This is a genomic window from Collinsella sp. BM28, from assembly GCF_054551995.1.
In genome coordinates, this window is sequence record NZ_JBTOLJ010000001.1 from 119,784 (window position 1) to 145,727 (window position 25,944).

A 25,944-nucleotide genomic window follows, 5' to 3' on the forward strand; every position below is an offset into this window, starting at 1 on the left:
AGGCTACAGTTCTCCGAGGGCCTTCGCCACGGCGAGGTACGCCTCGTCGCGCTCGCGCGTGGCCTCAACGTCGCGACCCTGAGTGTAGTCATAGAACCCGCGCTGGGTCTTCACGCCGTAGGCTCCTTCGTCGAACAACTGGGCGAGAAGGGGAGAGGGCTCTGCGGCATTGCAAAGGTCCGCATTGAGGTACGACGCGATGTGGTGGAAGGTGTCGAGCCCGCCGAAGTCGGCGATCTGCAGCGGTCCCAGGCACGCATAGCGCAGACCGAGGCCATAGCGCATGATGTCATCGACGCCCTGCGCATCGACCACGCCGGTCTCCACAAGGTGCAGGGCCTCGCGCAGCACCGCGAATTGAATGCGGTTCGCCACGAAGCCGGGCACGTCCTTCTGCACCACGACGGGCTTCTTGCCAATCGCGTGCGCCAGATCGCGCACGATATCGGCGGTCTCATTGGAAGTCTCGTCGCCGCGGACGATTTCGATAAGCGGGATGATATGGGAGGGGTTGAACCAGTGCATGCCGATAAACCGCTGGGGCAGTTTCACCGCCGCCGCGAGCTCGTTGATGGAGAGGCCCGAGGTGTTGGTGGCGAGAATCGCGTCGGGACGAGCGAGTTCGGAGATTTCCCGGTAGAAGGACGTCTTCACATCGAGGCGCTCCACGATGCTCTCGACCATGAGGTCGCAGGTGCCAAAGCTATCTTTCTCGCAGGTATATGCGATACGTTCCAGCAGCTCATCGCCTTCGTCGCGGGTGATATCGCCATCCGCAACGAGGTTGTCCGTGCCCTGCGCGATGCGCGTCGCGGCGTTATCGAGTGCCGCTTGAGCGAGGTCGTAGATGGTGACCTGGTAGCCGTAGCGCGCGAAGATCTGCGCCATGGAATAGCCCATCGTTCCCGCGCCGGCAACCACGATGCGCTCGATATCTTGAACCTTCATAGTTAGACCTCCATCTCGAGCAGGGCGCTCCCTAGGGACTTTCCATGCATGTCGAGGGCGAGCGAGCGGGTCACGCCGCCACCAAGAGCTGCTTTGAGCTCGAAATTCAGCGCTGCGATGCTTGGGATCTCGTAACGGGTTACCTCTCCGTGCACGAGCTCTCCAAACCAAGAGGCGACACGCTCGGCGGTGATCTTCTCCTCGAGGAGCGCATAGTCCGCTGGGTCGTAGGCGATGACCGATATGACCGAGACATTGCCCTTGTCGCCCGTGCGGGAGTGGGCGATTTCCTTGAGTTTCATCGTCTATGCCTCCAGAAGCTCGACGCCGATGGTGAAGTCCGAAGACGGAATGAGAATGCTCGCGATGGAGATGATGTCACGTACGCTGGCTGTGGCACCGCCGCCACCGGCGGGGCCGTTGGTGTAGAGCGCCTCGACCTCGCGACCAACCTCATGTGCCATCTCGGCAGTCTTGGTGCGAGCTGCAACGCGGAGGCGGATCTCAATGGGGGCGCCGACTCCAGGGCCGGACGTCTCGCGGATGGCATGGGAGATTGCATCGCCATACAGGGAGTTGAACCCGATGTAATCGAAGCGGACTTCCTCGGCTTCAAGCCCGATGATCTCAAAGCGGTGCTCGAGTACATCACGTGCGAGCTCCGCCTTGGCGAGCGCGTTCTCGCCGCCGTAGCTGATCTGCCCCTCGCCGATGAAGCAATCGTGGTAGCCAACGCTCGTCTTGAAGAAGCCGTTGGGTGCGGCTCCGTCTGCCCCGTGGATCTTGACGCGGTTCTCGGCCTCTTGCTCGATGCGGACCTGGGAGAAGTCTGCCACGACATCGGGCGTGAAGTAGGTGTGGGGGTTCTGGATCTCGTAGAGGGTCTGCTCTTGGACCGTCGCGACGCTGACGAGGCCACCCGTGCCGGGCAGCTTTGTGATCACGCCGTTGCCCTCCTCATCGACCTCGATGATGGGGAAGCCGAGGTTCCACAGGTCGGGCACTTCCTTGTGGCCGGGATCGGCGAAGTACCCGCCGCAGACCTGACCGGCGCATTCGAGCAGGTGACCGACCCATGTGCCCCGCCCAAGACGAGTGTAGTCGTCCATGCTCCAGCCGAATTCGTGCACCAGGGGGCCGAGCGCGAGCGAGGGGTCCGCCACGCGTCCGGTGATGACAATGTCGGCGCCACGGTCGAGCGCCTCGACAATACCAGCGCAGCCGATGTAACCGTTGGCGGACAGGACCTCGCCGTCGATGTCGGACAGCGGCGCGCCCGTCTCAATGGTGGTCATGCCCAGGTAGTGGTCGAGCTCATCGGTCTTGTCGTCGCCGGTGACGCATACGATTTTGAGGCCGGTGAGGTCGCGCTCGCGTGCCATAGCGAGGCAGCGTTTCGCCGCGGCCGTGGGGTTCGCCGCACCCATGTTCGTCACGATGCGCGGGGCTCGCTTGGTTTCGGCGCGCAAGTCGACGAGGGCGTCGAGGATGCGCGTGAAGCGGTAATCGAACAGGTCATTGTAGCCAAGCTCGGGATTTTGGCGGCGCCTGGTCTGGGCGATGGAGACTGTGCGCTCCGCGAGGCACTCGAAGATGATGTAGTCGAGGTCACCGCGGCGGATGAGGTCGATGGCGGGTTCGATACGGTCGCCACCGTATCCCGCGCCCGAGCCGATGCGGATAGTTCTCATGTTTGGCGTCCTTTCGCATTGCGGGCCAAAGGAGGATGGGAGTACTGGCCGGCCTCCCGTGAATGTGCCGGTACCACGTAAGTACAACGTTGTACCCTACGAGGATAGTAGAACGTTGTACCTATCAGTGTCAAGCGGTTGTGCTAGGATTTTTTAAGCAAAATCGTCTGCATGCGCGGTGTCGAGCCCGCACGTGCCGTGCATATGGGGGAATGGGAATGGCCACGATAAAAGACGTCGCCGCATTGGCGGGGGTCTCGCTCTCGACGGTCTCCATCGTCGCAAACGGCCGCGCCAAACAGCGCAACATTTCACAGGTCACGCAAGAGCGCGTGCTGGATGCGATGCGTGAGGTTGGGTATCGCCCAAGTGTTGCGGCCCGCAAGCTCCGGGGCGGCAAGGAGCGCCGCCAGCTCACAGTTTTTTGGGCGGATGACTTCCGCGAGATCATGCTTGCCCGCTTCCTTAAGGGGCTTCATGCGAAGCTCGAGCAATGTGGTGTAGAACTCGATGTTGGTGTCGAGACGTACCGCAACGGAGAGCTGTCTCGCGTTGGTGCCCTGTGCGGTGCGCCGACGTTCGACGCCGCCATCATCGCGAACGCGTCGCCCGACGACCTTGCGTTCCTGGCAGAGATGAAGCCCTTGGCACCTATGGTCCTCTACAACCGCGAACTTGAGGGCTACGCCTCGGTTGTGGTTGACGATGCGGAAGTTGGGGCGATGGCGGCGAAGAGAGCCGCTGCGTGGTTGGGCGGTCGGGGCGATGGCGGTCGTCGTCCCGTGGCTTGCCTGCGAGCACCTGCAGCCTTTGAGGGCATGCTCATACGCGAAGAGGCGTTTTGCGCAGGCCTGCGAGATGCGGGCCATGAGGTGATCGACATGGCAGTTGACGAGAACTCCGCACAAGGCGGCTATAAAGCGCTTGCGGGTATCGCGCCAGGTGCGGTGTCGTGCCTGTTCGCTCCCAGCGATGCGGTCGCCATGGGCGTGCTGCACCGGTGCTGGGAGCTCGGCATTCGCGTCCCCAACGATATGGGAGTCATCTCCGTGGGCAATGGTGCCGTGGAATACGCCGAGCATACGTGTCCGCCTTTGACGTGCGTCTCGATTCCCATGGAGGAGATGGCAGGGCACTGCCTCGAGCTTTTGGGGGACGCGGTTGGCTTTGCGCCCCCCGCGGACGAGGCGCGTGTGCGCCGCATATCCGCGCGCCTGTGCGTTCGCGCGTCCATGTAGCGCCGCCGCGATTGAGGCGCTAGTAGTGTGTGAGCTCGATGCTGTGTTCTTCTGCAAATGCAATCACTGCCGGATCGCATAGGGCATCGAGCTCACGCACGCGATCCAGGTTGTACGAGCTTGCCCGGTAGAGGTCGAGGTCGCAGTAGCCGGGATGGCACATGAGCTCGATATCCTCGTCGAGATGTTCCTGCATGATCGATATCAGCGTCTCGGCTGTGGCGGTTGGCCCAAAGAATCCGCTCACATACGCAAAGCGCCCGTACCGGCGCATTTCGAGGCCGTACTCGCGCGCAAGGCCGCGCGTGACATCGAGGATGGCGGGAGACATATCGTGCACGCCATGGTGTGAGTCGATATGCGTGGGCGCATGTCCAAAGACATCGCAGAAGGACTCGATCTGGGCCTTGAACTCACGTCGGACGTCTTCGGCGTCGAGGTCATCCACGCGGCTGTAGAGCTCCTTGCGTCCATAGAACGTACCGCCAGGGGCCGTGATGCTGCGTCCAGCGGTGAGGGGGCTGCCCAGGGTGAGCGTGAGGTGAACGCCGATGCCCAGGCCGTCCAGGCCTTCCACCGCTTGCCGTGCGAAGTCGATGTCCTTGGCGTTCATGAGCGCGGTGGTTGAGCGGAGGATGCCACGCTCGTATGCCTCGATGATGCCAAGCGTATTCGCCTTGGTGTAGCCAAGGTCATCTCCATTTACAACGAATCGCATGGGGCCTCCAAGCAGGGGACGTGTGGATTAAAGAACGGCGGTCGCCAGCGCACTGATGAGGGGCAGCGTTACCAGAGAGAGCAGGGTAGAAAGACAGACCGTGATGCTGGGCTTATTGGTGTCCTGTCCGAGCTGTTGGCAAAAGACGGAGACGTTGGAGCCTACGGGCGCTGCGGCCGCGATGAGGATTGCAAGTTTGACCTCGCGCGCCCCGGGGATGACGGCAAAGAGGGCAATGGATACCAAGGGGATGAGCACGAGGCGCGCCACGCTTGCCTGATAAGCTTTGGGCGTGGTGAGTAGGGTGCGCAGGTCTGCATTGGCCAGATACGAGCCAAGAATCAGCATCGCGAGCGGAGAGTTGAGGTTGGCGATAGTCCCCATGAGGGTTTGGGCAATGGGGGGAATGGGCATGCGAACCAAGAACAGCACGGTCCCGAGGATGAGTGCGATGAGCATGGGGCTGCTCAGGACGGAACGCATGCTGATGCTCTCAGTGGAGCCGGAGATGCGCCACCGCCCGTATGTCCACTGCAAGACATTGAGGGCCGCGATGAAAGGCGCGATGAAGAACACTGCCTCGGCTCCAAATGCTGCTTGAACGAGGGGAATCCCAATGAACCCGGCGTTGGAAAACGCAGCGGCGAACTCAAGAACGCCGTCGCGGGGGAACACCAGCCGCGCGATGAGCATTGCCAGTCCGAGTGCGAGGGCGGAAAGCACCATGGTGAACACGAGGTTTTCAAGGCGCTCGGGTGTGTACATGCCCCAAAACGAGCGGACGATCACAACGGGGAACACGACATTGAGAAGCAATGAGCCGAGTTCGCGCGTGGTGGTGGGGCTAAGCATGCCAAGCTTCACCAGCAGGCAGCCGAGCCCCATGACGGCGAACATGACAAGGCACTGAGAGGCCAGTGTTGCGGCGATGCTCATGGGTCCTATTTCTCGGCTATAGCCTGGTATACGGAGATAAACTCCTTGGCGAGGATGCCAAAGGCCTCGGCGCTCATGAGCTGATCTTCGGCGTGCATGAGGATCAGGGCGAATTCGGACTGCTCGCCGGCGGCCTCCTTCTGGATGAGGGAGAAGTGGGCGTCGTGACCGGCGGTGAAGAGCTGCTGGCCCTCGGCAATCAACTGCTCGGCACCATCGAAATCGCCTTCCTTGGCGCGGTGGATGGCCTCGACGTAGTTTGAGCGCGCGGCACCAACGGAGGCGATGATCTGGAAACTTGCCTGTTCGACTTCGGGACTCATGGATACTCCTGTTCGTTGGGCTGGTTGCTATTTAGCGTGGATTTGGAAGTAGACAGCCTTGAATTCTGGGGTTGCCTTGAGCGCCGCCTTGACGACGGTGAGCGCGCGCTCGTCGTCGGTCGTCTCAAAAAACATCTCCATGGGAGTCTCGCTGACGAACGTGCACGTGGGGTCTTCCACGGCGGTGACGTACTCTTTGAGCTTGTCGTGGTACATGGTGCAGTTGATGGCGATCATGATGGGTCCTTTCTATTCGATCGCGGTGTTAAGACTGTTGGGAGGTGCGCTGCGCGAGGGCGCTGGTGAGCAGATCGATGAACACCATGAACGAGACTTGCGTCTCGAGGTATTGGCTGTAGTTCTGGTTCTGATAATTGGGGAGCCAGACGACCTGGTTGACCTTCGCGTTGAGCGGGTTCTTCCGACTCATGGTGATGAGGACGATATGCGGTTTCCGCTCGTCGGAGGTATCGGCCAAGGCATCGAGAATATCTTTGTAAACCCTGCTGCCTGCGGAGAAGATGACCAGGGTGTCCTCATCGGTGATGCCCTGGTCGACGGAAAGCTGGTCATAGGGCGCAAAGCTCGAGATGATGCCGAGCTTGAGGAGGTTGAAGTTCAGAAGCTGGGCGGACAGGGCGCTCTTGTGGAAGCCGGTGGTGACGATGCGCCGCGACGTCGTGAGGCGCTCGACGAGCAAACTCATATCGGCGTCTTCCATAGCGGCGGGTATGAGCTGGAGGAGCTTGCAGTACCATTCGATTGCCGTAGACGGCGAGCTGCTCTCGCCAGCTGACTTGTGGTGCTGGTACACGGCGGACCGGAAATCGGAGAACCCCCGGTATCCGAGTTTTTGGCAAAAGCGCGTGATCGCCGGCTGGGAGATGCCGAAGTCCTCGGCAAGGGAGGTCGCCGAAGCGCGCAGGACGGCGTCGACGTTATTGATGAACGCCTCGTACACCTGTTGATCCGTTGCGGTGAACGCACCCTGTTTAATCTGCATCTGCTCGAATGGGTTCATAGTGAGTCCTCCAGTCATACCGAATGGCTATTCAGCAATCATGGACTCAATACTACCAATTACCGACTGAACGAAGGCGTCCGCCTCGCCGCGCGCGGTGCGGGAGTTGAACGTCTCGAAGTACTTGCCGTAGTCGCAGTTGGGGACGAGATAGTTGCAGTAGGTGTTGGCGTAGCCGATGATGATGACCTCGTGATGCGGGAATGCCGCTTTGATGCGGCGGCCGAGTTCGCTGCACACGTCACCCGGCATGGTGACGACGATGAGGGTACCGAATGAGTAGAACTGGCTCGTAAGTTCGAGCGACACGGGGCTCATCTCGAGCTTGCGCTGTTGGCGGTCCATCAGGAATGCGGACATGGCCTGGGGCTCGGGTGAGGCCAGGTCTCCTTGAATGCGAGCGGTCATTTCTGCCCAGTCGCGATCGGTGCGGGCATCATAGGTGGTGGGACGACTGACGCTTCCGCACCGGGGCGTCCACGTGTGCAATTCGACGGGCGTCTTCTTGACCATGACCTGATCAAAGAGGGCATCGGCGGTCTCGTTAAGCTCGTCTATGCCCGATGACTTGCGGTAAAAGCGCGTTGACACATCCCCGCACGTTCCGTTGGTGCACAACACCTGGCAACCAAGGGCATCCTCGAGCCTCAAACGGACTTGGCCGATAAGGTCGGCGGAAAGCGCGGTGCTGCTTCCGTTGAGGATGGTGGGGTGCGCCGAGACGTTGAAGAACGCTCCGAGGGGCGTGCCGTCCTCGCCTTGGAAGGTGATGAGGTAGCAGTGCTTGTCCTCGACACCCCCCCGGACGTTGCGGTTGCCGTAGAGGCCGTCGACGAGCATCTTCTCGAAGGTGCAGGTGGCGGGCTGCATATGCGCGTGTGCACGGCAGGCGCTCTCGATCATGCGGCGCTCAGCGTCCGCGGTGAGTTCGGGTTCGACATGGGTGTCCTCAAAGGCGAGTTTGAAATACGCCGGGGCGGAGTGCGTGTGAATGCACGCCACGGTGATGTGTGAGGGGTGGATGCCCGTGCGCGAGGTGATTCCCGCCTTTACTCGGTTGCAGAACACGGGGTCGAGCATGATGGAGTCAAGGACGACGAGAACGAAGGTCTCGTTGTCGATGGAGAGACATAGTGAATTAATCTGAATGGAATCAAGCACTGATTCATTCATTCCTGGGCGATTATAGCCAGCCATATAGCATGGACGCTGTGGGGTGATATCTACTTTATCGAATCTGATATACATAGTTACCAGCTTCTTACCATTGAAACCTGTATGATGAGGACATCGTACTACATGAATTACCATTTACCGTTTACCGAATGGAAATTCCGGTAAACGGTAAAAGTGTTAAATGGTCATTCAAGTTCGTATACATTCGACTCACGTACTGGCCGTGCGCCCACATCGTTTGCAGTAACGAGAGGAAGGAAGGTCCACCATGAGTGAGGCCACTGCACCAAAGCAGTCCATCATGGATAAGTTCCAGGCAGTCATGGAACGCACCATCGTGCCCATCGGCATGAAGATCTCGCAGCAGAAGTATCTGGCTGCCATCCGCGACGGCATGACCGTCATGATCCCCATTACCATCATCGGCGGTTTCGCCTGCCTGCTCGCCGTTCCTCCTGCGCCGGTTGGGCTCACGGGCGGCAACATCTTCGCCGACTTCCTGCTTGCCTGGCAGGCATGGGCTGCGGCGAATGCGTCGGTTCTCATGATTCCCTATCACATGACGATCGGCATTATCTCAGTGTTCGTTGTGTGCGGCGTGGCCTACCAGCTCGCCCAGACGTACAAGATGGATGGCGTCAACAACATGCTCTGCGCCTTGTTGGTGTTCCTATGCGTGAGCGACGCCGTCGACCTTGAGACGGTCTCCATCTCCATTTCCAAGCTCGGTGCCTCTTATATGTTCGGCGCCATGATGATCGGTTTGCTGGCTGTTGAGATCAACCACCAGTGCATCAAGCACAACATCAGCATCAAGCTGCCCGCATCCGTTCCGCCCAACGTTGCCGCCCCGTTCAACGTATTGATTCCCATGACGTTCAGCGTCGTCGGGTTCACGCTCCTCAACGTCCTGTGCACCGCGGTCACTGGCGCGGGTATCACCTCGCTCGTGTACACCATCTTCCAGCCGCTGCTTTCCGCAACCGGTAGCCTTCCTTCCGTTCTGCTCATCAACGTCATCATGACTACCTTCTGGTTCTTCGGCATCCACGGTGCCAACATGGTCAGCGTTGTCACGAGCCCCATCACCACGGCAGCCCTCGCCGCCAACCTTGAGGCCTATCAGGCGAATCAGCCCCTGCCCTACATCTTCTCCGGCGCGGTTAACAGCGTGTTCGGCAACTGGATCACCTACTTCGCCATCCTGCTCGTCGTGCTGTTCTTCTGCAAGAGCTCCCAGCTCAAGAGCGTCGCCAAGGTCGCATCCGTTCCCTGTGTGTTCAACATCAACGAGCCCATGATCTTCGGTATGCCCACGGTGCTGAACGTCTTCACGTACGTGCCGCTGCTCATCTGCTCGATCATCAACTTCTCTACGTACTATCTGCTTGCCGATGCTGGCATCCTGGGTCGCTTCTACATCACGCTACCCTTCACGGTCCCCGGCCCGCTGCAGGCGTTCCTCGCCACTATGGACCCCAAGACCATCGTTCTGTACTTCGTGCTGCTCGCGGTCGATGTCCTGGTGTGCCTGCCGTTCATCAAGGCGTATGACAAGACGCTCGTCGAGGCCGAGACTGCTCAGGAGAAGCTCGGTGCCTAAGCCAGTCGTTCGGTTCGTGTCCGGTGTATTGACCGAACCCGTATCACATGTGTGGGGCGCGGGATGCCCGTGCCCCACATTGCCAGAGAGGAAACCATCATGCGTAACATCGTTTTGTTCTGTGCTGCCGGCATGTCTACGAGCCTGCTCGTGACCAAGATGCAGGAAGCTGCCGACGCCGCCGGCTATGAGGCAACGATTGCGGCTCACCCCATTGCGGAGGCCGACACGTACGGCAAGGACGCCGATATTGTCCTGCTTGGCCCGCAGGTTCGATTTGAGTTGGCGCGTATCCAGGGTCTGCTGTCCGACAAGAAGGTCGAGGCGATCGACATGATGGCCTACGGCATGATGAACGGCGAGGCCGTCATTGCCCAGGTCAAGAAGGCCCTTGGGGATTAAGACGAGCGATATCGTATATATGACTTTGATTTGGCGGCCTACGAGATACCACTGGCCGCCTTTTTATTAGGGGATCAAGCCAAATAAGCGAAAACGGAAACGGTGCCGGATCGGTGCCATGGGAGGTACTACCTTAATGGGCAAGAACGTAAGTCGTAGGGGGGTTGTGTGCGATGGTGGCTGCGGCGGCGACTTCTGCAGGCCTTTCGGCGTGCACGGGTGACGATATTACCAAAGGCGGGTTGTCTTCTGAGGCAAGTGGTGTGAAGTTTGATGGTGCGCGCGCCACGGTGAGCGCAGGTTCGGTCAAGGGGTCTGAAGTTGCTGATGGAGTGTTCTCGTGGTACGGAATTCCGTATGGCGAGGTACCGATTGGTGACTTGCGTTGGAGTGCTCCAAAAACCCGTGCTGCGTGGACGGACGAGCTTGACTGCAGCAAAATGGGCGAGAGGTCGCTCCAGTATTCCGGCGGAAAGGTTATTGGCTCTGAAGACTGCCTTAACCTGACCGTGACAGCTCGTGACGGTGAGGGTGGAAAACCGGTTCTTGTTTATATTCATGGTGGCAACAATCAGACTGGTGATGCTCGGGAGCTTATTGGAAACGAGCTGGTGAGTACGCTCGACTGTGTGTATGTCTCCTTAAACTATCGACTGGGTCTCTTTGGATTCAATTGTCTTCCGGCGCTACAGAGCGACGATGACGCTACGGGTAACTATGCGCTGCTCGATATTAAAATGGCTCTTGATTGGGTTGCGGAGAACATCTCCGTGTTCGGTGGCGACCCAGAGAATATTACGATAGCGGGTTTCTCGGCGGGAGGCCGAGACGTTATGGCGATGCTTATCAGCCCTTTGTTTGAAGGAGCTTTTAAACGTGCGATCGTCTTTAGCGGCGGTATGACGACATGTGATGAGTCTGCCGCCTCTGTGCGAGTGGCCCGGGCATTGGCGCCTCTTGCGCTTGAGGATGGAATCGCCGACACATCGGAAGAGGCGGTGGCGTGGCTTCTTGCGAATGACAATGAGGTCGAAGCATACGTGCGCGGGCTGGAAGCGGAGCGTCTGGCACTTCTCATGGCGAATGCCAGTATCCGGATGAGCGTGTTCCCTCATTTGTACGAAGATGGTGTGGCCCTTCCAAGGGGAGGATTTGATGGAGCGTTGTACAACGATGTGCCCGTGATTATGTTGACGGGTTCTTCGGAGTTCGGACTATTCTCCAATGGAGATTCGTGGTGGCAGGGTGAAGAAGCGGCAGGGCTCTCAGATGACGAACTGACTGCGGCAAAGAACTTCTCTTGCACATATGGGAACGAGATGTATCGCATCTTCAACGCGCAAGAAAGCGCAAACACGATGATGAGTGGATGTGAGCAGCCGATATACGTATGCGAGGTGAACTATGGCGATGATGCGTCAAAGATGAAGGATGAACTCAGCGGTTACGGCGCGTTCCATGGCATCTTTATTCCCATGCTGTCCTCGACTAATTCCTATACCTCGATGCTCCCAGGCGTGTTCGAAAGTGAGAGCTACCAGGCAATGGCGGAAGTATTCAGGAGCTACATCGCAAACTATTTGAAGACGGGAGACCCGAATTCCGAGGAGCTCGAAGAGTGGGTGGCTTGGAGCAGCGATTGCCATGAATCCCTGTGCTTTGACGCGGATGCAGAAGGTGCAGTGGTGAAGAGCCTTGATAAGACTACTACCTATGGCGATATCATCGAGCGCATGGAGTTGGATACAACGGTAAGCGATGAGATAAAAAGCCTAGTTGCGAAAAATGTGATGAATGGGCGTTGGTTTAGCAAAGACCTTGATGGGTACTATGCGGGAAACCGATCAGCGTAATAACAGGTGCCTTCGAAGTCTTTGTAGAAAAGGATAAGAAGAATCCACTGTGCGTTCGTCATTGAACACGTAAGCAAACAGGCCGGAGCAATTATCTGCTCCGGCCTGCTGTATTCAATGGCTGGGGTAGAGGGATTCGAACCCCCGTAACTGGTACCAAAAACCAGGGTCCTGCCGCTGGACGATACCCCAATGCATCGACCGCGCAAACGCGCGACCGTCATAGTGTAGCGTACCTAGGCGCTCAATGCATCGCACAAAGCGTCGAGGAGGCGGACCGCCAAGGTTTGCGCATCGCTTGCGGTGAACATGCCGTAACCGGTGATGCCCGTGAGCTCGATTCGCAGTGCCACAGGTTTGGTTTTGGCCGCCGCCAGAGCGGTCTTTATGCGAAGGGGGAGATTCTGGCATTCGGCGAGAGCAATGGTCGCACGGGGCTCTGCGTCTTCGGGAAGCTCGTCAGAAGCGACCTCGACGATGAGGTCGACGTCGTGCGGCGCCTCGCTGTCGTACAGGACGATACCGCTGCCGTCCGTGGTCGCCGAGGCGATATTCCACACGCGCGAGGCGACGTTGCGCGCGATCGCGTCCTCGCCGCCAATGGCAATGCGGCAGTTCTCAAGCACATTTGCAGCACGTGCGAAGCCCATGCGTGCCTCGGCATCGATGTCGACGATCGAGGGCTTACCCTCCCAAACATGGTGAAGGCGCTTGACGTAGGCAAACGTGTCCTGGAACGCCATGCCATCGGCGAAGAGGCCGACGTTTTCCTGGAACTGCTGCAGCGCCGCCTCGGTGTGCGGGCCAAAGTAGCCATCGTCGACGCCGCAGGCAAAGCCCAACGTGTTGAGTGCCCGCTGCAGTGCCTGCACGTCCGCGCCGTGGAAATTGGGCAGGCGCAGGTAGAGCGTGCGGTCACCGAGTTTGTACGAGGCATCGACCAGCGCACTCCATGTGGTGCCGTCAACCTCGTCGCCCGTCTCGATGCCTTCGGAGGAGCGGAAGGCACGCACCGCCTCTGTGGTGGTGGTGCCGTACTCCTGGGCGGACGTCTCGGCGGTGTCAATGGTATATCCCAGCGATGCGAGGCGCGTCTGAACGTCTTCGACGGCAGGCCCCTGCATTCCCGGTGCGATGGACTCCATGCGGATCCCCTAACAAGCCTGGCGCGCATCACCAATTGGACGGTGACGGCGCTATCTCATGCGCGCGGGTGCAACATGTCTGCGCGGCATACGATTCATAGTGTATCAAGGATGCGTATCGTCCGCACAAGTTCCACCGGGGTCGGCTCGTGAGGCGTTGATGATACACGGGACGATGCAGCTCATGCAAAAAGACGACCGCGCCTGGGGGACGGGCGCGGTCGCAGAGGGAAGGTGCGTTGACGCGCCGCAGTGCGACGCGACGTGGCAGGCGTTTAGAGGTTTGCCTCGATATCTGCCTTAAGCTTGGGCTTGGGAACGGCGCCAACCGAGCGCATGGCCTCTGCGCCGCCCTTGAGCATAACGACCGTGGGGATGGACATGACGCCGTAGCGCATGGCGAGGTCCTGGTTCTCATCAACATTGCACTTGGCGACGACGATCTTGCCCTCGAGCTCGTTTGCGATCTCGTCAACGACGGGGGAGAGCATGCGGCACGGACCGCACCACGGGGCCCAGAAGTCGATGACGACGGGCAACTCGTTGGTGAGCAGGCTGTCGAACGTGTTTGCATTCGCTTCGATGATATTGGCCATGAGAGCCTCCTGTATGGGTGGTCTCGCAGCGTTGGACGCTGCAAGGGTTGGTCTAATCGAGGTGGTTATACCCACGAGCGTACTGGTGTTACACCGAGCGGTAGAATGTTCTTACAATATGTAGGACGACGGTCAACGCGGACGGGGTGAGGGCGCATGTCGGTAACAACAGGCGAACGCAAGGAGGCCCTGGCGGCTGCCGTTGAGCAGGAACTTGGCTCGCTCCAAGCGCGTGGCGTTCGGATTGCGGGGAATGCGTTCTCGCCTGTCGTTTTGGTAAAAGGCGAGCTGAATGCCGACGAATTGGCGGGCGAAAGCCTCTTGAGCGGCGCAGACGGCGCGGCGCTCCGTGCGGCGCTTCCGGCCATTGGGTGGGAACCGCAGGATTTCTGTGCGCTTGCGACGGTGTTCGGCGCGGGCGAGCCAGGCATTGTCGACGGCCCCGTACCGGGCGATGCCGTGCCCGCTGAATTGTTTCGCGAGGCGCTCGAGGCGCTTGACCCCGAGGCGATCGTCTTGCTCGACGATGCCGCAGCGGATGCGATGCGCGAAGCGTACGCGGACGCCCTTGCGATCATCGAGGACTTTGACACGGCTATGCTCAAGCCCGGGTTGGTGGCTCCGGTGTTGGGGCGGCGCGTGCTTGCGCTCGACGGCTTTGAGGCGGCACTCACGGAGCCTCGTCAAAAGCAGCGCATGTGGGCATATCTCAAGCAGCTCCCTCCCTTGGGAGCCCCCTATTAACCGTGAACCGTGGCGACTTCTCGTCATTATTAACTGTCTTGTCAGTTGTCTTGTCAGTAAAGGCGGTCAGTGGGATACTTCCCCCAACGGAAGCTGATTCGTCGGGAGGACTCAATGACGGAGACGACGATGGAACCCACCGCGCTTGAGCGCGCCGCCGCGGTGACGGCGGAGACCCGCGCGCGGATCGAGACGCTCAAGGCTGAGCGTGACGCGGTGATTTTGGCCCACTATTATGTCGAGCCCGAGGTCCAGGCGGTGGCTGACTACGTGGGTGATTCGTTTTACCTGGCAAAACTCGCAAAATCACTCCCTCAACAGACGATCGTGCTGTGCGGCGTGGAATTCATGGGGGAGAGCGCGAAGCTCCTCAATCGCGATAAGACCGTGTTGATGCCCGAGCCCGCAGCGGACTGCCCTATGGCCCACATGGTGCAGCGTGCGACGATCGACAAGGCGCGCGAGGAATACGGCGACGATCTTGCGGTGGTCTGCTACGTCAACTCCACCATGGAGATCAAGAGCTGGAGCGATGTGTGCGTGACCTCCTCCAACGCGGTGAAAATTGTGCGCGAGCTGCCCCAGCATCACATCCTGTTCATTCCCGACCGCAATTTGGGGCGCCACGTGGCGGAGCAGGTTCCCGAGAAGCACGTGATTTTGAATGACGGATGCTGCCCGCGGCATGAGGCCATCTCTTTGGCGGAGCTGCGCGAGCTCAAGGTGGGGCATCCGAATGCCCTGGTGCTCGCTCATCCCGAGTGCGTCGCCGCCGTGTTGGACGAGGCGGACTACATTGGTTCGACGGCGGGCATCATCTCGTTTGCCGAGCAAAGCGACGCGCAGGAGTTCATTATCGTGACGGTTCGAGGGGTTCTGTACGAACTCGAGCGTCGATGCGCCGGCCAGGGGAAGAGATTTTACGTTACGTCTACGCCGCCTACGTGCAGCGATATGGACGGTATTACGCTTGAGAAGCTCCTGCATTGTTTGGAGTTCGGCACGGGTGCCGTGGAGATCGGCGTGGATGGGGCCTCCGCAAAGCGCGCTCAGCTCACGCTCGACCGTATGCTCGAGTACGCCGCTCGATAATCGACGGCACATGCGCGGCGAAAGGAGCGGCACGATGGAGGCTGTATATAAAGATATGACATGCGATGTGGTAATCGCCGGCTGTGGCGTGGCGGGTTTGTACGCCGCGCTCAACTTGCCGAGTGATATGCGGGTGGTTATGCTTTCCAAGGGCGCGGTTGACGAATGCGACTCCATGCTCGCCCAAGGGGGCATCTGCGTATTGCCCGAGGCCGCGGATTACGACGCGTTCTTTGAGGACACCATGCGCGCGGGTCATTATGAGAACCGGCGCGAGAGCGTGGACATCATGATTCGATCATCCCGTTCGGTCATCAACGACCTCGTGGCGTTGGGGGCGGATTTCGATCGGGCTGAGGACGGTTCGCTCGCGTTCACGCGCGAAGGTGCGCACTCGCGTCCGCGAATCGCGTTCCATGCGGATGTGACAGGCAAGGAGATTACCGAGTCTCTGCTCGCGGCGGTCAAACGGCTGCCCAATGTGACCGTTCTCGAACACGTTGCCGCCGTCGACCTCATCGTTGATGACCATGCGTGCGCAGGCGTGATTGCCGTGCCGGTAACGGAGGATGCCTCGATCGCGACGGTCGAAGAGCTGCGCGGTGAGCAGAGTGAGCGGGGCGTCCGTCCCGAGGGCGTGGGGGAGCCTTTTGAGATTCGGGCGTGTGATGTGCTGCTTGCAACGGGCGGTATCGGAGGCGTGTACCAGCACTCCACAAACTTCCCGCAGCTGACTGGCGACGCGTGTTTCCTGGCAAACGAATACGGCGTCGGTCAGGAGCACCTGGACTACGTTCAGATTCATCCCACGGGCCTGTATTCCGAAAAGCCCGGTCGCACGTTCCTCATCTCCGAGAGTTGCCGTGGCGAGGGGGCGGTTTTGCTCAACCAGGCCGGCGAGCGCTTTACCGATGAGTTACAGCCCAGGGACGTGGTGGCGCGTGCCATTCAAGACCAAATGCGCGATGAGGACGCGGAGTACGAGTGGCTGAGCTTTGATCCCGTCGATCGCGAGATCGTGCGCACGCACTTTGCGAATATTCGAGAGCATTGCAAGACCGAGGGACGCGACATCTTGGAGGAACCGATTCCCGTAGTTCCCACGCAGCACTACTTCATGGGTGGCGTTTGGGTCGATCGGGATTCGGCGACCACGATGCCGCATCTGTATGTTGCCGGCGAGGCGGCGTGCAATGGTGTGCATGGCAGGAACCGCCTTGCGAGTAATTCGTTGCTTGAGTCGCTCGTTTTTGCGCGCCGTGCGGCGTGGAAAATGGCAACGGGGGAGAGCCTGGAAGTCGAGAAGGCGGGCGAGCCCGCGCTCGACGGCGCACATCGCCTGTTGCCCGGTCAGGTGCGCCAAAACCTCAACATCGACGCGCTCGTGCACGCGTGATGAGCACGCCTTGAGGTGCGCTATCTGCGACGTGCCCCTTGGCGTGCAGTGTGCCCTTCATGCTTGCGACCGTCATGCCTACGAAAGGAGCTCTTGTGAACCCAATCACCATGAACCTTGTTGCCGACGATATCATCCGTTTTGCCCTGCGCGAGGACATGAACGCGGGCGACCTGTCGACCGAGTCGGTCTGCCCCGGTCCGCGGGAGGCACAGGTGCAGCTCATCGCCAAGGCCGAGGGAGTCATCGCCGGCCTGGACGTGTTCGTGCGCGCGTTCACCCTGCTCGATCCCGCCACGACATTCGAGGCGCGCGTGAGTGATGGTGACGAGGTCGAGCCCGGTCAGGTGCTGGGAACGGTGCGCGGTGATGCCCGCGTGTTGCTCTCCGGTGAGCGCGTGGCTCTCAACTTCCTGCAGCGCATGAGCGGCATCGCTACGTATACGCGTACCATGGCAAAGGAGCTCGAAGGTACCAAGACCCTGCTTGCCGACACGCGCAAGACCACACCCGGCCTACGCATATTCGAAAAAGCGGCGGTCGAGGCGGGCGGTGGCCACAATCACCGCTACAACCTTTCACAGGCGGTCATGCTCAAGGACAACCACATCGATGCGGCGGGAGATATCGCTGCCGCCGTGGCAGGTGCTCGCGCCCATGCGCCCTTTGTGTGCACGGTGGAAGTTGAGTGCGAGAGCCTGAATATGGTGCAAGAGGCACTCGATGCTGGAGCGGACATCATCATGCTCGACAATATGGATCGCGAGCAGATGCGCGAGGCCATTGCGCTCATTGATGGCCACGCCAAGGTCGAGGTCTCGGGCAACGTTGACGCGAGTAACATCCGCGAACTCGCCAATCTGGGCGTCGATATCATCTCGTCGGGAGCGCTTACCCATTCGGCGCCCATTCTGGATCTCTCGCTGAAACACCTGCGCCTGCTCTAAATCGATTTGATGCGAAGTCGCGGTGTATTCGATGAGACGGAGACGGGAGGTGCGGCGATGCCGCTAATGGGTCATGAGCGCAGGGATGCCATCTTACAGTCCTTGCGTGGCGCAAAACGCCCGGTGAGCGGGACGGCGCTCGCAAGCGTCGCCGGTGTGAGCCGACAGGTGATCGTGCAGGACATCGCCCTGCTGCGTGCCGATGGGCACGACATCGTTGCGACCAATCGCGGGTACGTGCTGCGCGAGGGCGCCTCGGAGCTCACGGTTCCCACGCGTCTTATCAAGGTTCACCACACTATCGATCAACTTGAGGACGAGCTCCAGACCGTCGTCGACCTGGGCGGAACCGTTCAAACCGTCATGGTAAATCATCGCGCATACGGCAAAATCACCGCCAATCTGGACATACGCAGCCGTAGCGGCATAGCCCGCTACCTCGATGACATCCGCACGGGTAAGAGCACACCGCTGATGACGGTGACGAGTGGCTATCACTTTCATCGTATTTCTGCCGATACGGAGGAGGCCCTGGACGCCATTGAGGCCGCCCTTGCGGCCAAGGGCTATCTTGCCGAGGTTCTGCCCTATGAGCGCGAGGGTCTTGACGGGTAACGCTCGGGCGGCGTTTCGCAACTGCCTGTGCCGGTCGCGGCATGTCCCATCCCATGGCGGCTCCGCGCGAAAGTGCCGCGAGAGTTGACTTTCGCGGCACGTTTTTGTTGCAGGTCCGAAAAAGCTTCCGCGAAAGTTAACTCTCGCGGGCACGTTCGACGCCCGACCCCTTGGGCGCGGCTTGGCATACGGCCCCTTTGGCTGGCTACCCGATAGGCTCGACGTATTTTGCGCGGTCTGTACGCTGGACGCGCTTTGAGACGTGGAGCGGGGCGGACGTTTGATGCCGGAGCGGTGGTCCGCTTGGGGCTCTTTGCTTGCTGGAGGTGTCAGCTGCCGTCTCGTGCGACATGCCAAAATATGTTGTCGATCCGATGCTTTGGTTGTTATGGTGCCATGCCTTCTGTAGTTGCTTTTGCTGCCATAACCGTTATCTTCACAAGGCTGTCGGAAGGGTTCTTGTTCGGGCGCAGTGGCGAGGGACAGTTTGAGGATGTGGATAGATGAAGACCGTTCACATGGAAATAGCTACCGTCTACCCAAGACTGATGTAACTAAATCGTATACAACGTATAAGACGTATATGATGACTTCTGTCATATGTTGCCGCGGGATCCGGACTCGCGCGCTTCGATGAGGGCGCTTCGAAGCGCCATAAAGAATTGATGGAAAGGAGACGGTAATGAATCAGCTTTATGCAGCAATAGCCGTTGGCCTCGTGGGTGTCATTTGCATCATGGACTCCCGTATGCTGGGGCGCCTGAGTCTTGAGCGCCCGCTTATTGGCGCCACGATGGTCGGCATCGTGCTTGGTGACATCCCCACGGCTTTGGCCGCTGGCGCGACGCTCGAACTTATGAGCATCGGCTTGATTAATGTGGGCGCCGCGATGATCCCCGACATGAATATGGGATCTATCGTTGCTACGGCGTTTTGCATCTTGACCGGAGCGGGTCCGGAGGCGGCGTTGACCATCGCAGTTCCTGTTGCCGCATTTGGCCAAGCGATTGGTCTTGCGGTGCGCATGGTCCTCGCGGCATTTTCTCATAAGGCCGACACCCTTATCGATCAGGGCAAATTTAAGCAGGCGCTTCACCTTCATATTATTTGGGGTAATGTCCTGTATGCTCTGATGTATTTCGTGCCCATCTTCCTTGCGATCTATGTCGGCACCGATCTTGTCCAGTCTATTGTGGATATGATTCCCGCATGGGTCACAAGTGGACTTAACCTTGCCGGCAATGTCCTTACCGCTCTCGGCATGGCCCTGCTGCTTAATATCATGCTTACCAAGAAGATGGCCCTCTTTTTCTTCGTTGGCTTCTTTGCTGCGGCCTTCCTTAACATTAACGTTACCGCCGTTGCAATCTTTGCTGTGTTGCTCGCCCTGCTGCTCGTGGATCTCAAATTCCGTGATGGTGGCGGCCAGTTCGCAACCCAGGCCGCAGACGACTATGATCCGCTCGAGGACGACGACTAAGAAAGAAGGAGGTCATTTCAATGGCAGAGCAGATTACTGTTGAGCAGGCATCCAGCACGACCGAGCTGAAAAGCTTGGAGCCGCAACCTGTTTCCGAGAAGAAGCGCCTTTGGCAGTTCTTCTGGCGCACCTGGGCGATCCAATCTTCGTGGAACTATGAGGGCCAGATGAACCTGGGCTTCCTCTATTCCATTGCGCCGACGCTCGACCGCATTTACACAGATGAGTCCGACCCGGAGATTCTCGAGCGAAAGAAGGAGGCCTATCACCGTCATACCGCTTTGTATAACATCACGCAACAGCTGAACAGCTTTGTGCTTGGTCTCGTTGCCTCGATGGAGGAAGAGTACGCTCGCGACCCCAAACACTTCAACCCTGAGGTGATGAACAGCCTAAAGGTTTCGCTTATGGGTCCGCTTTCGGGCATTGGCGATTCATTGCTTGAGGGAACGCTTCGCATTATCTCTTTCGGATTGGGCGCGTCCCTGGCAGCGCAGGGCTCCATTCTTGGACCTATTTTGGCGATCCTCATCTCCGGCATCCCTAAAGCCCTTATTACTTGGTTTGGCGGCAAGCTCGGTTATACACTTGGTGCCGACTACGTAAAGCAGCTGCAGAGCGGCGGCATGATGGAGCGCGTGATGTACGTTGCGAGCATTGTTGGCCTCATGACTGTGGGCGCGATGATTGCCACGATGGTTGGTATTACGACCCCGCTGCAGTTCCAGGATGGAGCTTTGGTAATTCAGGACGTGCTGAACGGCATCTTCCCGGCAATGATTCCCTTGGCTATTACTATGACTTTCTACTGGCTGCTCAAGAAGAAGGTTAGCCTCACGGTGTTGCTGCTGGGCGGCATTGCTGCTAGCTTGGCTGCAAGCTTCTTCGGAATTCTTGCATAGCAATTGCGTATATAGCCCCCTTATTAGGCGCAGATCGTTGACGGGTCTGCGCCTTTTCGTATGTTGACGAAATGTGTCGAGCGGGGTCTGGTGCTTCGAGTGAGACATCTTTGAAGTATGTCGGTCTTGGGCAGGACCTGGTCCCCGACTGTTGCCAGTGGTTGCGGGCAAGTAGTGGCTCGCCGATTCGTTCGCAGCCATGGTTCATCGAAATGTGGACGGGTGTGGCGAAAGCTGTGATGGCGTGGGTGTCGAATGTGCGTGTGCCGCATGGTCATCCTGTCGATGTCAATGTGCGGATGGGTTATGAGAGTCTGGATCTTTACCGCTACGGGCGGCCTTTTCCCTTTCGAGGTTGCTGAGGACAATATGGGTGGGTGCTTTGCGTGGGGTCTTTTGGTTCAGTTGCATGACCGGTGGCTGGCATTGTCAGAGACAAGAAGCCCCCGTTTCTGCTGTATGAGAAACGGGGGATGGAAGGTTTCTGTCTTTTGGTGGGGGTGCGCGTTATGCGCGTGCAGCTTCGATCTTCTCGTAGGCGCTAAGATAGGTTGCCATTGATCGCGCATCGGCTGCCATGGGATCGGTGAGCGTTGCGGAATCGGTACACTCGACGCTTAACACCCCTTGGTAGCCGTTCTGCTCAAAGGTGAGGATGTCAGTCGCAATATCACGTTCTCCGTCGCCAAGGGCAAGGTGGAGTGAACGCTCGCCGGTATCGACATAGTGGGCATGAATCATCTTGGGGCCAAAGGCATCGAAATACTCCTGAATAGTGTTGCCAGCGCTCACCATGGCGCCGATATCGAGGCAGACTTTCAATGCGGGTTCATCGACCATGGATAGTAGAAGTTTGAGGTCGGCAACGGTGTTGGCGATGCGCGACTCGGGCGCGCGCAAGGCTTCGATGGCGAGGTTGATGCCCTGCTCGCCTGCATAGCGCGCGACCTGTTTGAGCATGGTTGCACTACGCTCGCGTGCGGTTTCAACTGGCTCGTTGTAATACGCCCAGCCACTCGTTACGAGCACCTGAGTTGCGCCAACGCTTTTTGCAACATCGACGGCACGGGTAAAATATGCAAGTGTGCGTTCTTGGATGCTCGCGTCTTTTGCCGCCATATTGTGTGGTTTGGGGTTGCATTGCTCCGGGCATATGCCGTGGATGCGGATGCCGTATTCATCGATGAGATGGCTTAGACGCTCAATGGGATCGTTCTGCCGATAATCCATAAAGAAGTGCTGGGGAGATGTCCATAGCTCGACGCAGGGATAGCCGAGCTTTTGTGCATTGGCAAAAAAGTCATCAAGGTCATAGAACATGTAGTGGTGGTTCATGGTGGCAAGTTCAATGCGAGGCTGTGCCATCCCGACTCCTTTCCAAGGATTTATCAACAAACACGTCTCAGACGTCATATACGATTATAAATTAAAGAGATGTATGATGTGCAGACCTGGGGTTCTTGCCGTGAACGGTAGATATTCGGCGATAAACGGACATTTCAACTTGAATCTAGACCAATCGGTATATAACGTCTATGATGTCAGTAACGAATAGGAGGTACGTATGAATCAACTCATACTTGCGTCGCATGGTGGCCTTGCGGCTGGTGCCCGCGATACGCTCGAAATGATTATTGGCGATGTGTCGCGTGTTCACGTGGTTTCGCTGGAGAGGGATGACAAGGATCGGATCGACGAGCGCACGATTGCGCTTATCGACTCGTTCGAGCCGTCTGATGCAGTTTATATTTTGACCGATATGATGGGTAGCAGCGTGAATAACTCGATGGTTTCCGTGCTTGCCCAGCGTCCCTCTGTCACGGTGATCTCTGGGATGAATTTTCCTCTAGTGCTTGAGATGTCGTTGGCAACCGAGCCTCTTTCTCGAGAGCGCATTGACGAAATCATCTCGCAAAGCAAGGGCGGCATCCAAGACGTCGCGGCCCTTTTGGCTCAGAAGGCACAGGAAGAAGAGGAGGACGACCTATGATCAAGCTCGTGCGTTTGGACTATCGTTTGGTACACGGCCAGATTTTGGCAGCCTGGGTGAACCACCTGAGCGCTCAGCGTATCATTTTGGTTGACGATGCGGCGGCGAATGACGAAATGAGGTCTGCCGCCCTGAAGCTCGCAAAGCCCGCGGGGATTCGCCTGAATATCTTTACCGTTGAGAAAGCTATCACGAAGATGCCAAAGATTCTCGAGCTCAACGAGAATATCATGATGGTCTTTGGTACCACTAAGGCGCTTGTCGATGTGTGTAAGGCTACTGGTGCGATTAACGAGATCCAATATGGAGCCACCTTTAATAAGGACGGTTCGAAGCAGATTGATCAAAGCGTCTTTTTGGATGAGTCTGAACAAAGTGATACCCGAGAGTTGCTCGCAATGGGCGTGAAGCTCTATAGCCAGCAGACCCCTTCGTTCCCGAAAGAACCTATTACGTCTGTTTAGCGTACGGCGTTAAATCCACTGCATAAAGCCATTTGTTTATAGGTGCCACGACGGCGCGTAGGAGAGTCTTGTCGCGGCAGCATAGAAAGGAAGCATGTTATGTACGAGATCGACCTTAACCTCCCTAAGCAGATCGTCGCTGACGTCCTGTCCAACCACGAGATCCACAGCGTCGCCTTCGTCGGCTGCGGTGCCTCCATGTCCGACCTGTACCCCGCCAAGTACTTCCTGGCCAACAACACGGACAAGCTGAACGTTCAGATCTTCACCGCTAACGAGTTCAACTACGACACGCCTTCCTGGGTCAACGAGCACACCTTCGTGATCACCTGCTCCCTCGGTGGCTCCACGCCCGAGACCGTCGAGGCCAACAAGACCGCCAAGAAGCACAACTGCCCGGTCGTCTCCCTCACCAACAAGGCTGGCTCCGCTCTGACCGTCGACGCCGACCACGTCATCGTCCACGGCTTCCACGCCAACTATGCCGCCAAGGCCGAGAAGCCTGGCTATGCCATCGCTCTTGCTCTCGAGATCCTTCAGCAGACCGAGGGCTATGATCACTACGAGGATATGATCACCGGCCTCACCAACATCTTCGACCTGTGCGAGAACGCCGCTCAGCACTGCAAGAAGCTCGCCAAGAAGTTCGCCGAGGACTTCAAGGACGACAAGATGATCTACTTCATGGCTTCCGGTGCCTCCGAGAAGATGGCTTATTCTCACGCCGCCTTCCTGTTCACCGAGATGCAGTGGATCGACGCCGCCGCCTACAACACCGGCGAGTACTTCCACGGCCCGTTCGAGGTTTCCACCGAGGGTAAGCCCTACGTCTTCTTCATGTCCGATGGTGCCACCCGTCCGATGGACGCCCGCGCCCTCACCTTCCTTGAGCGCATGGGCGCCAAGGTCGCTCTGATCGACTCCAAGGACTACGGTCTGGCCGACGCTGTGCCGGCAAGCGTCATCACCTACTTCAACCCGCTGCTGCACCTCGCCGTTATGCGCGAGTACGGCAACCAGATCGCCGAGGCCCGTCAGCACCCGCTGACCATGCGTCGCTACATGTGGAAGCTCACTTACTAGGTGAAGGCTGCAGGTTCTGTCTGCGATTTGTATTTTGACTCGGCGGGGCGGCTCCTTATGGGGCCGCCCTTTATTACAGGGAGGTTCCTATGATTAGGGCAGTGCTGTTTGACATGGACGGTGTGCTGGTAGATACAGAGTGGTATTACAGCAGGCGTCGTGAGGCATATTTAGCTGAGTGCGGGATAACATATGATGTTTTTCCCGATTTGACTGGTATTAGCACTGCCGAAACTTGGGAGGTGCTCATCCCTAACGATTTAGGGCTACGTGAACGTCTATGTGAGGCATATGGCCCCTATTGCGATGCTCACCCCATTCCGTATTCCGAGCTTCTCAATGATGGGGTGAGGGACACGTTTCGAAAGTTGCACGAACGCGGAATAAAGACTGCTATTGCGAGTTCATCATATCGAGACATGATTGAGGAGGTCATTAGCGTTGCGGGAATCAGGGGTATTGTAGACTATGTGATAAGTGGGTTTGAGTGCAATGCTTTTAAGCCTGATCCTGAAATCTACGCGAGAGCGATGAACTATTTGAGGGTTGAGCCTTCCGAATGCTTGGTCGTCGAAGATTCTCCTACTGGTATTGAGTCGGGCGTGCGTTCTGGCGCACGCGTCTTGGCATTGAGGCCCCGCGACGGGGTTATGCTCGATCAATCTCGGGCAGATAAAGTGATTGACACTTTGGGCGCAATCATGGACGAGCTGTAGTCAAGGTCTGGACGGCGATTGGCTTTTTACCGTTTACCGAGGTGTATGCCATTGCCGGTTGAGGCGGGTTCAACTGATGCGCAAGCGATTATACTTAAGACGTTATATACATCACATAATTGGATGGAATCATGGCAAATAGCAAGTCGTCACCTCTGTACCAGCAGATTTTCGAAGAGATTAAAGGGGCGATCGAGGCGGGGGATTACGTTCCGAAGGAGCGGATTCCCTCCGAGCCGGAGCTTTCCGAGCGTTATGGAGTGAGCCGCATCACCGTTCGCCGTGCTGTTGAGGAGTTGTGTGCCGATGGATATTTGGTCAAGCAGCAGGGTCGCGGCACCTTCGTGAGCACGCCTCACATTAATCGCCGTCTTCTGCAATATACGGCGGCGCGGAGTTTTACAGATGTGTGTCGCGACAGCAACATGAAGCCTGGTGCCCATGTTCTCAATCGTCTCATCGTCCCCGTGCGCTCGGAGGAAGCGAAGTTCTTTGGCCTCGACGAGTCGGCGCTACTCCTGTATGTCCAGCGAATTCGTACTGCCGACGAGCAGCCGATTTTCGAAGAAAATGTTTTCGTGCCGTACGAAGGTTGTCAAGAGCTTCTCAACGTCGATTTGGAGGACGTATCCCTGTTCGACATAATTGCGGAAGTTACCGGACACCGGCCGACTAAAACACCAAGACGCACGGTCGAGGCGGTTCGCGCCACGCAGGAGCAGGCGTCGAGGCTGGCGATCTCGGTGGGCGACCCGCTGCTCTTCCTGAATGTCTGCTTTGCCGACGACGAGGACAACCCCGTGTGCATCGGCCGCCAGTACTACGTGGGCAGCAGGTACCGCTTCGTGTTGTAGGCAAAAGCGCT

The 25,944-nt window shown here is 58.2% G+C and carries 28 protein-coding genes and 1 tRNA gene; 16 read left to right on the forward strand and 13 right to left on the reverse strand.

What is annotated here, in order from left to right:
• Positions 1-3: 3 nt before the first annotated feature.
• The 3 genes from ACX9NZ_RS00530 to ACX9NZ_RS00540 are packed head-to-tail and all read right to left on the reverse strand — an operon-like array spanning position 4 to position 2,639.
• The gene (locus tag ACX9NZ_RS00530) at positions 4-948 is read right to left on the reverse strand and encodes a 3-hydroxyacyl-CoA dehydrogenase family protein (protein WP_118652864.1); all 945 of its coding nucleotides are present in this window, start codon (positions 946-948) and stop codon (positions 4-6) included.
• A gap of 2 nt (positions 949-950) precedes the next feature.
• Positions 951-1,250, reverse strand: coding sequence for an AtuA-related protein (locus ACX9NZ_RS00535; protein WP_118652866.1), 300 nt, complete (start codon positions 1,248-1,250; stop codon positions 951-953).
• Positions 1,251-1,253: 3 nt separating this feature from the next.
• The gene (locus ACX9NZ_RS00540) at positions 1,254-2,639 is read right to left on the reverse strand and encodes an acyclic terpene utilization AtuA family protein (protein WP_118652868.1); all 1,386 of its coding nucleotides are present in this window, start codon (positions 2,637-2,639) and stop codon (positions 1,254-1,256) included.
• Between the two features lie 218 nt (positions 2,640-2,857).
• Between ACX9NZ_RS00540 and ACX9NZ_RS00545 the strand changes: the two genes are divergently transcribed.
• Positions 2,858-3,877: a LacI family DNA-binding transcriptional regulator gene (locus tag ACX9NZ_RS00545; RefSeq protein ID WP_158574793.1), complete on the forward strand. Its 1,020-nt coding sequence runs from the start codon at positions 2,858-2,860 to the stop codon at positions 3,875-3,877.
• A 19-nt stretch (positions 3,878-3,896) separates the two neighbouring features.
• Here the strand turns inward: ACX9NZ_RS00545 and ACX9NZ_RS00550 are convergent, their stop codons facing one another.
• The 6 genes from ACX9NZ_RS00550 to ACX9NZ_RS00575 are packed head-to-tail and all read right to left on the reverse strand — an operon-like array spanning position 3,897 to position 8,036.
• The gene (locus tag ACX9NZ_RS00550) at positions 3,897-4,595 is read right to left on the reverse strand and encodes a ChbG/HpnK family deacetylase (RefSeq protein WP_118652872.1); all 699 of its coding nucleotides are present in this window, start codon (positions 4,593-4,595) and stop codon (positions 3,897-3,899) included.
• 27 nt (positions 4,596-4,622) lie between these two features.
• Positions 4,623-5,531 (reverse strand): AEC family transporter, encoded by a 909-nt coding sequence (locus ACX9NZ_RS00555; RefSeq protein ID WP_118652874.1) that lies wholly within the window; start codon positions 5,529-5,531, stop codon positions 4,623-4,625.
• Positions 5,532-5,536: 5 nt separating this feature from the next.
• Positions 5,537-5,854: a PTS lactose/cellobiose transporter subunit IIA gene (locus tag ACX9NZ_RS00560; RefSeq protein ID WP_118652876.1), complete on the reverse strand. Its 318-nt coding sequence runs from the start codon at positions 5,852-5,854 to the stop codon at positions 5,537-5,539.
• A gap of 27 nt (positions 5,855-5,881) precedes the next feature.
• The gene (locus ACX9NZ_RS00565) at positions 5,882-6,091 is read right to left on the reverse strand and encodes a hypothetical protein (protein WP_118652878.1); all 210 of its coding nucleotides are present in this window, start codon (positions 6,089-6,091) and stop codon (positions 5,882-5,884) included.
• Between the two features lie 28 nt (positions 6,092-6,119).
• Complete coding sequence (locus ACX9NZ_RS00570; protein WP_407496067.1) at positions 6,120-6,875, reverse strand: MurR/RpiR family transcriptional regulator; 756 nt, start codon at positions 6,873-6,875, stop codon at positions 6,120-6,122.
• Between the two features lie 27 nt (positions 6,876-6,902).
• Positions 6,903-8,036 (reverse strand): hypothetical protein, encoded by a 1,134-nt coding sequence (locus tag ACX9NZ_RS00575; protein ID WP_407496069.1) that lies wholly within the window; start codon positions 8,034-8,036, stop codon positions 6,903-6,905.
• Positions 8,037-8,319: 283 nt separating this feature from the next.
• Here ACX9NZ_RS00575 and ACX9NZ_RS00580 point away from each other — a divergent pair, with 283 nt between their 5' ends.
• From ACX9NZ_RS00580 to ACX9NZ_RS00590, 3 genes are all read left to right on the forward strand, one after another.
• Positions 8,320-9,654, forward strand: coding sequence for a PTS sugar transporter subunit IIC (locus ACX9NZ_RS00580; RefSeq protein ID WP_407496071.1), 1,335 nt, complete (start codon positions 8,320-8,322; stop codon positions 9,652-9,654).
• A 99-nt stretch (positions 9,655-9,753) separates the two neighbouring features.
• Positions 9,754-10,056 carry a PTS sugar transporter subunit IIB gene (locus ACX9NZ_RS00585; RefSeq protein ID WP_118653049.1) on the forward strand — a complete coding sequence of 101 codons (303 nt, stop codon included), beginning with the start codon at positions 9,754-9,756 and terminating at the stop codon, positions 10,054-10,056.
• Between the two features lie 173 nt (positions 10,057-10,229).
• Entirely contained in the window at positions 10,230-11,909 is a 1,680-nt protein-coding gene (locus ACX9NZ_RS00590; protein ID WP_118652884.1) for a carboxylesterase family protein, read from the forward strand.
• Positions 11,910-12,027: 118 nt separating this feature from the next.
• On the opposite strand, the gene ACX9NZ_RS00595 is transcribed toward ACX9NZ_RS00590, so the two are convergent.
• From ACX9NZ_RS00595 to trxA, 3 genes are all read right to left on the reverse strand, one after another.
• Positions 12,028-12,101 (reverse strand) — tRNA-Gln (locus tag ACX9NZ_RS00595).
• Between the two features lie 44 nt (positions 12,102-12,145).
• Complete coding sequence (locus ACX9NZ_RS00600) at positions 12,146-13,054, reverse strand: peptidoglycan-binding domain-containing protein (RefSeq protein ID WP_407496074.1); 909 nt, start codon at positions 13,052-13,054, stop codon at positions 12,146-12,148.
• Positions 13,055-13,329: 275 nt separating this feature from the next.
• Entirely contained in the window at positions 13,330-13,650 is a 321-nt protein-coding gene (gene trxA / locus ACX9NZ_RS00605) for a thioredoxin (RefSeq protein ID WP_407496076.1), read from the reverse strand.
• Positions 13,651-13,806: 156 nt separating this feature from the next.
• Here trxA and ACX9NZ_RS00610 point away from each other — a divergent pair, with 156 nt between their 5' ends.
• From ACX9NZ_RS00610 to ACX9NZ_RS00640, 7 genes are all read left to right on the forward strand, one after another.
• Positions 13,807-14,394, forward strand: a complete 588-nt coding sequence (locus ACX9NZ_RS00610) for a hypothetical protein (protein ID WP_118652888.1) — start codon at positions 13,807-13,809, stop codon at positions 14,392-14,394.
• A gap of 114 nt (positions 14,395-14,508) precedes the next feature.
• On the forward strand, positions 14,509-15,486 hold the full coding sequence (gene nadA / locus ACX9NZ_RS00615; protein ID WP_459389417.1) for a quinolinate synthase NadA: 978 nt from the start codon (positions 14,509-14,511) through the stop codon (positions 15,484-15,486).
• A gap of 34 nt (positions 15,487-15,520) precedes the next feature.
• A complete protein-coding gene (locus tag ACX9NZ_RS00620) occupies positions 15,521-16,882 on the forward strand; it encodes an L-aspartate oxidase (protein ID WP_407496078.1) in 1,362 nt (453 codons plus the stop codon).
• 95 nt (positions 16,883-16,977) lie between these two features.
• A complete protein-coding gene (gene nadC / locus ACX9NZ_RS00625; RefSeq protein WP_407496080.1) occupies positions 16,978-17,829 on the forward strand; it encodes a carboxylating nicotinate-nucleotide diphosphorylase in 852 nt (283 codons plus the stop codon).
• A gap of 57 nt (positions 17,830-17,886) precedes the next feature.
• Positions 17,887-18,444 carry a transcription repressor NadR gene (locus ACX9NZ_RS00630; protein WP_407496082.1) on the forward strand — a complete coding sequence of 186 codons (558 nt, stop codon included), beginning with the start codon at positions 17,887-17,889 and terminating at the stop codon, positions 18,442-18,444.
• A gap of 682 nt (positions 18,445-19,126) precedes the next feature.
• Positions 19,127-19,924, forward strand: coding sequence for a PTS mannose/fructose/sorbose/N-acetylgalactosamine transporter subunit IIC (locus ACX9NZ_RS00635; RefSeq protein ID WP_118652898.1), 798 nt, complete (start codon positions 19,127-19,129; stop codon positions 19,922-19,924).
• A 20-nt stretch (positions 19,925-19,944) separates the two neighbouring features.
• A complete protein-coding gene (locus tag ACX9NZ_RS00640; RefSeq protein WP_118652900.1) occupies positions 19,945-20,826 on the forward strand; it encodes a PTS system mannose/fructose/sorbose family transporter subunit IID in 882 nt (293 codons plus the stop codon).
• A 507-nt stretch (positions 20,827-21,333) separates the two neighbouring features.
• On the opposite strand, the gene ACX9NZ_RS00645 is transcribed toward ACX9NZ_RS00640, so the two are convergent.
• Positions 21,334-22,191 carry a sugar phosphate isomerase/epimerase family protein gene (locus tag ACX9NZ_RS00645; RefSeq protein ID WP_294122695.1) on the reverse strand — a complete coding sequence of 286 codons (858 nt, stop codon included), beginning with the start codon at positions 22,189-22,191 and terminating at the stop codon, positions 21,334-21,336.
• A 199-nt stretch (positions 22,192-22,390) separates the two neighbouring features.
• Here ACX9NZ_RS00645 and ACX9NZ_RS00650 point away from each other — a divergent pair, with 199 nt between their 5' ends.
• The 5 genes from ACX9NZ_RS00650 (at position 22,391) to ACX9NZ_RS00670 (ending at position 25,933) form a co-directional block, all read left to right on the forward strand.
• Positions 22,391-22,816 carry a PTS sugar transporter subunit IIA gene (locus ACX9NZ_RS00650; RefSeq protein ID WP_294122693.1) on the forward strand — a complete coding sequence of 142 codons (426 nt, stop codon included), beginning with the start codon at positions 22,391-22,393 and terminating at the stop codon, positions 22,814-22,816.
• Entirely contained in the window at positions 22,813-23,280 is a 468-nt protein-coding gene (locus ACX9NZ_RS00655) for a PTS sugar transporter subunit IIB (RefSeq protein ID WP_304291837.1), read from the forward strand. The genes ACX9NZ_RS00650 and ACX9NZ_RS00655 overlap by 4 nt, the downstream gene beginning before the upstream one ends.
• Before the next feature lie 99 nt (positions 23,281-23,379).
• Entirely contained in the window at positions 23,380-24,363 is a 984-nt protein-coding gene (locus ACX9NZ_RS00660) for an SIS domain-containing protein (RefSeq protein WP_407496086.1), read from the forward strand.
• A gap of 89 nt (positions 24,364-24,452) precedes the next feature.
• Positions 24,453-25,079: an HAD family hydrolase gene (locus tag ACX9NZ_RS00665; protein WP_407496088.1), complete on the forward strand. Its 627-nt coding sequence runs from the start codon at positions 24,453-24,455 to the stop codon at positions 25,077-25,079.
• Positions 25,080-25,210: 131 nt separating this feature from the next.
• Positions 25,211-25,933 (forward strand): GntR family transcriptional regulator, encoded by a 723-nt coding sequence (locus ACX9NZ_RS00670; protein WP_407496090.1) that lies wholly within the window; start codon positions 25,211-25,213, stop codon positions 25,931-25,933.
• The last annotated feature ends 11 nt before the right edge of the window (positions 25,934-25,944 follow it).

What these genes read in the sequence shown, in the direction of transcription:
- ACX9NZ_RS00530 (WP_118652864.1), bottom strand. Translation starts at nt 948, where the DNA reads ATGAAGGTTCAAGATATCGAGCGCATCGTGGTTGCCGGCGCGGGAACG.
- ACX9NZ_RS00535 (WP_118652866.1), bottom strand. Translation starts at nt 1,250, where the DNA reads ATGAAACTCAAGGAAATCGCCCACTCCCGCACGGGCGACAAGGGCAAT.
- ACX9NZ_RS00540 (WP_118652868.1), bottom strand. Translation starts at nt 2,639, where the DNA reads ATGAGAACTATCCGCATCGGCTCGGGCGCGGGATACGGTGGCGACCGT.
- ACX9NZ_RS00545 (WP_158574793.1), top strand. Translation starts at nt 2,858, where the DNA reads ATGGCCACGATAAAAGACGTCGCCGCATTGGCGGGGGTCTCGCTCTCG.
- ACX9NZ_RS00550 (WP_118652872.1), bottom strand. Translation starts at nt 4,595, where the DNA reads ATGCGATTCGTTGTAAATGGAGATGACCTTGGCTACACCAAGGCGAAT.
- ACX9NZ_RS00555 (WP_118652874.1), bottom strand. Translation starts at nt 5,531, where the DNA reads ATGAGCATCGCCGCAACACTGGCCTCTCAGTGCCTTGTCATGTTCGCC.
- ACX9NZ_RS00560 (WP_118652876.1), bottom strand. Translation starts at nt 5,854, where the DNA reads ATGAGTCCCGAAGTCGAACAGGCAAGTTTCCAGATCATCGCCTCCGTT.
- ACX9NZ_RS00565 (WP_118652878.1), bottom strand. Translation starts at nt 6,091, where the DNA reads ATGATCGCCATCAACTGCACCATGTACCACGACAAGCTCAAAGAGTAC.
- ACX9NZ_RS00570 (WP_407496067.1), bottom strand. Translation starts at nt 6,875, where the DNA reads ATGAACCCATTCGAGCAGATGCAGATTAAACAGGGTGCGTTCACCGCA.
- ACX9NZ_RS00580 (WP_407496071.1), top strand. Translation starts at nt 8,320, where the DNA reads ATGAGTGAGGCCACTGCACCAAAGCAGTCCATCATGGATAAGTTCCAG.
- ACX9NZ_RS00585 (WP_118653049.1), top strand. Translation starts at nt 9,754, where the DNA reads ATGCGTAACATCGTTTTGTTCTGTGCTGCCGGCATGTCTACGAGCCTG.
- ACX9NZ_RS00590 (WP_118652884.1), top strand. Translation starts at nt 10,230, where the DNA reads ATGGTGGCTGCGGCGGCGACTTCTGCAGGCCTTTCGGCGTGCACGGGT.
- ACX9NZ_RS00600 (WP_407496074.1), bottom strand. Translation starts at nt 13,054, where the DNA reads ATGGAGTCCATCGCACCGGGAATGCAGGGGCCTGCCGTCGAAGACGTT.
- trxA (WP_407496076.1), bottom strand. Translation starts at nt 13,650, where the DNA reads ATGGCCAATATCATCGAAGCGAATGCAAACACGTTCGACAGCCTGCTC.
- ACX9NZ_RS00610 (WP_118652888.1), top strand. Translation starts at nt 13,807, where the DNA reads ATGTCGGTAACAACAGGCGAACGCAAGGAGGCCCTGGCGGCTGCCGTT.
- nadA (WP_459389417.1), top strand. Translation starts at nt 14,509, where the DNA reads ATGACGGAGACGACGATGGAACCCACCGCGCTTGAGCGCGCCGCCGCG.
- ACX9NZ_RS00620 (WP_407496078.1), top strand. Translation starts at nt 15,521, where the DNA reads ATGGAGGCTGTATATAAAGATATGACATGCGATGTGGTAATCGCCGGC.
- ACX9NZ_RS00630 (WP_407496082.1), top strand. Translation starts at nt 17,887, where the DNA reads ATGCCGCTAATGGGTCATGAGCGCAGGGATGCCATCTTACAGTCCTTG.
- ACX9NZ_RS00635 (WP_118652898.1), top strand. Translation starts at nt 19,127, where the DNA reads ATGAATCAGCTTTATGCAGCAATAGCCGTTGGCCTCGTGGGTGTCATT.
- ACX9NZ_RS00640 (WP_118652900.1), top strand. Translation starts at nt 19,945, where the DNA reads ATGGCAGAGCAGATTACTGTTGAGCAGGCATCCAGCACGACCGAGCTG.
- ACX9NZ_RS00645 (WP_294122695.1), bottom strand. Translation starts at nt 22,191, where the DNA reads ATGGCACAGCCTCGCATTGAACTTGCCACCATGAACCACCACTACATG.
- ACX9NZ_RS00650 (WP_294122693.1), top strand. Translation starts at nt 22,391, where the DNA reads ATGAATCAACTCATACTTGCGTCGCATGGTGGCCTTGCGGCTGGTGCC.
- ACX9NZ_RS00655 (WP_304291837.1), top strand. Translation starts at nt 22,813, where the DNA reads ATGATCAAGCTCGTGCGTTTGGACTATCGTTTGGTACACGGCCAGATT.
- ACX9NZ_RS00660 (WP_407496086.1), top strand. Translation starts at nt 23,380, where the DNA reads ATGTACGAGATCGACCTTAACCTCCCTAAGCAGATCGTCGCTGACGTC.
- ACX9NZ_RS00665 (WP_407496088.1), top strand. Translation starts at nt 24,453, where the DNA reads ATGATTAGGGCAGTGCTGTTTGACATGGACGGTGTGCTGGTAGATACA.
- ACX9NZ_RS00670 (WP_407496090.1), top strand. Translation starts at nt 25,211, where the DNA reads ATGGCAAATAGCAAGTCGTCACCTCTGTACCAGCAGATTTTCGAAGAG.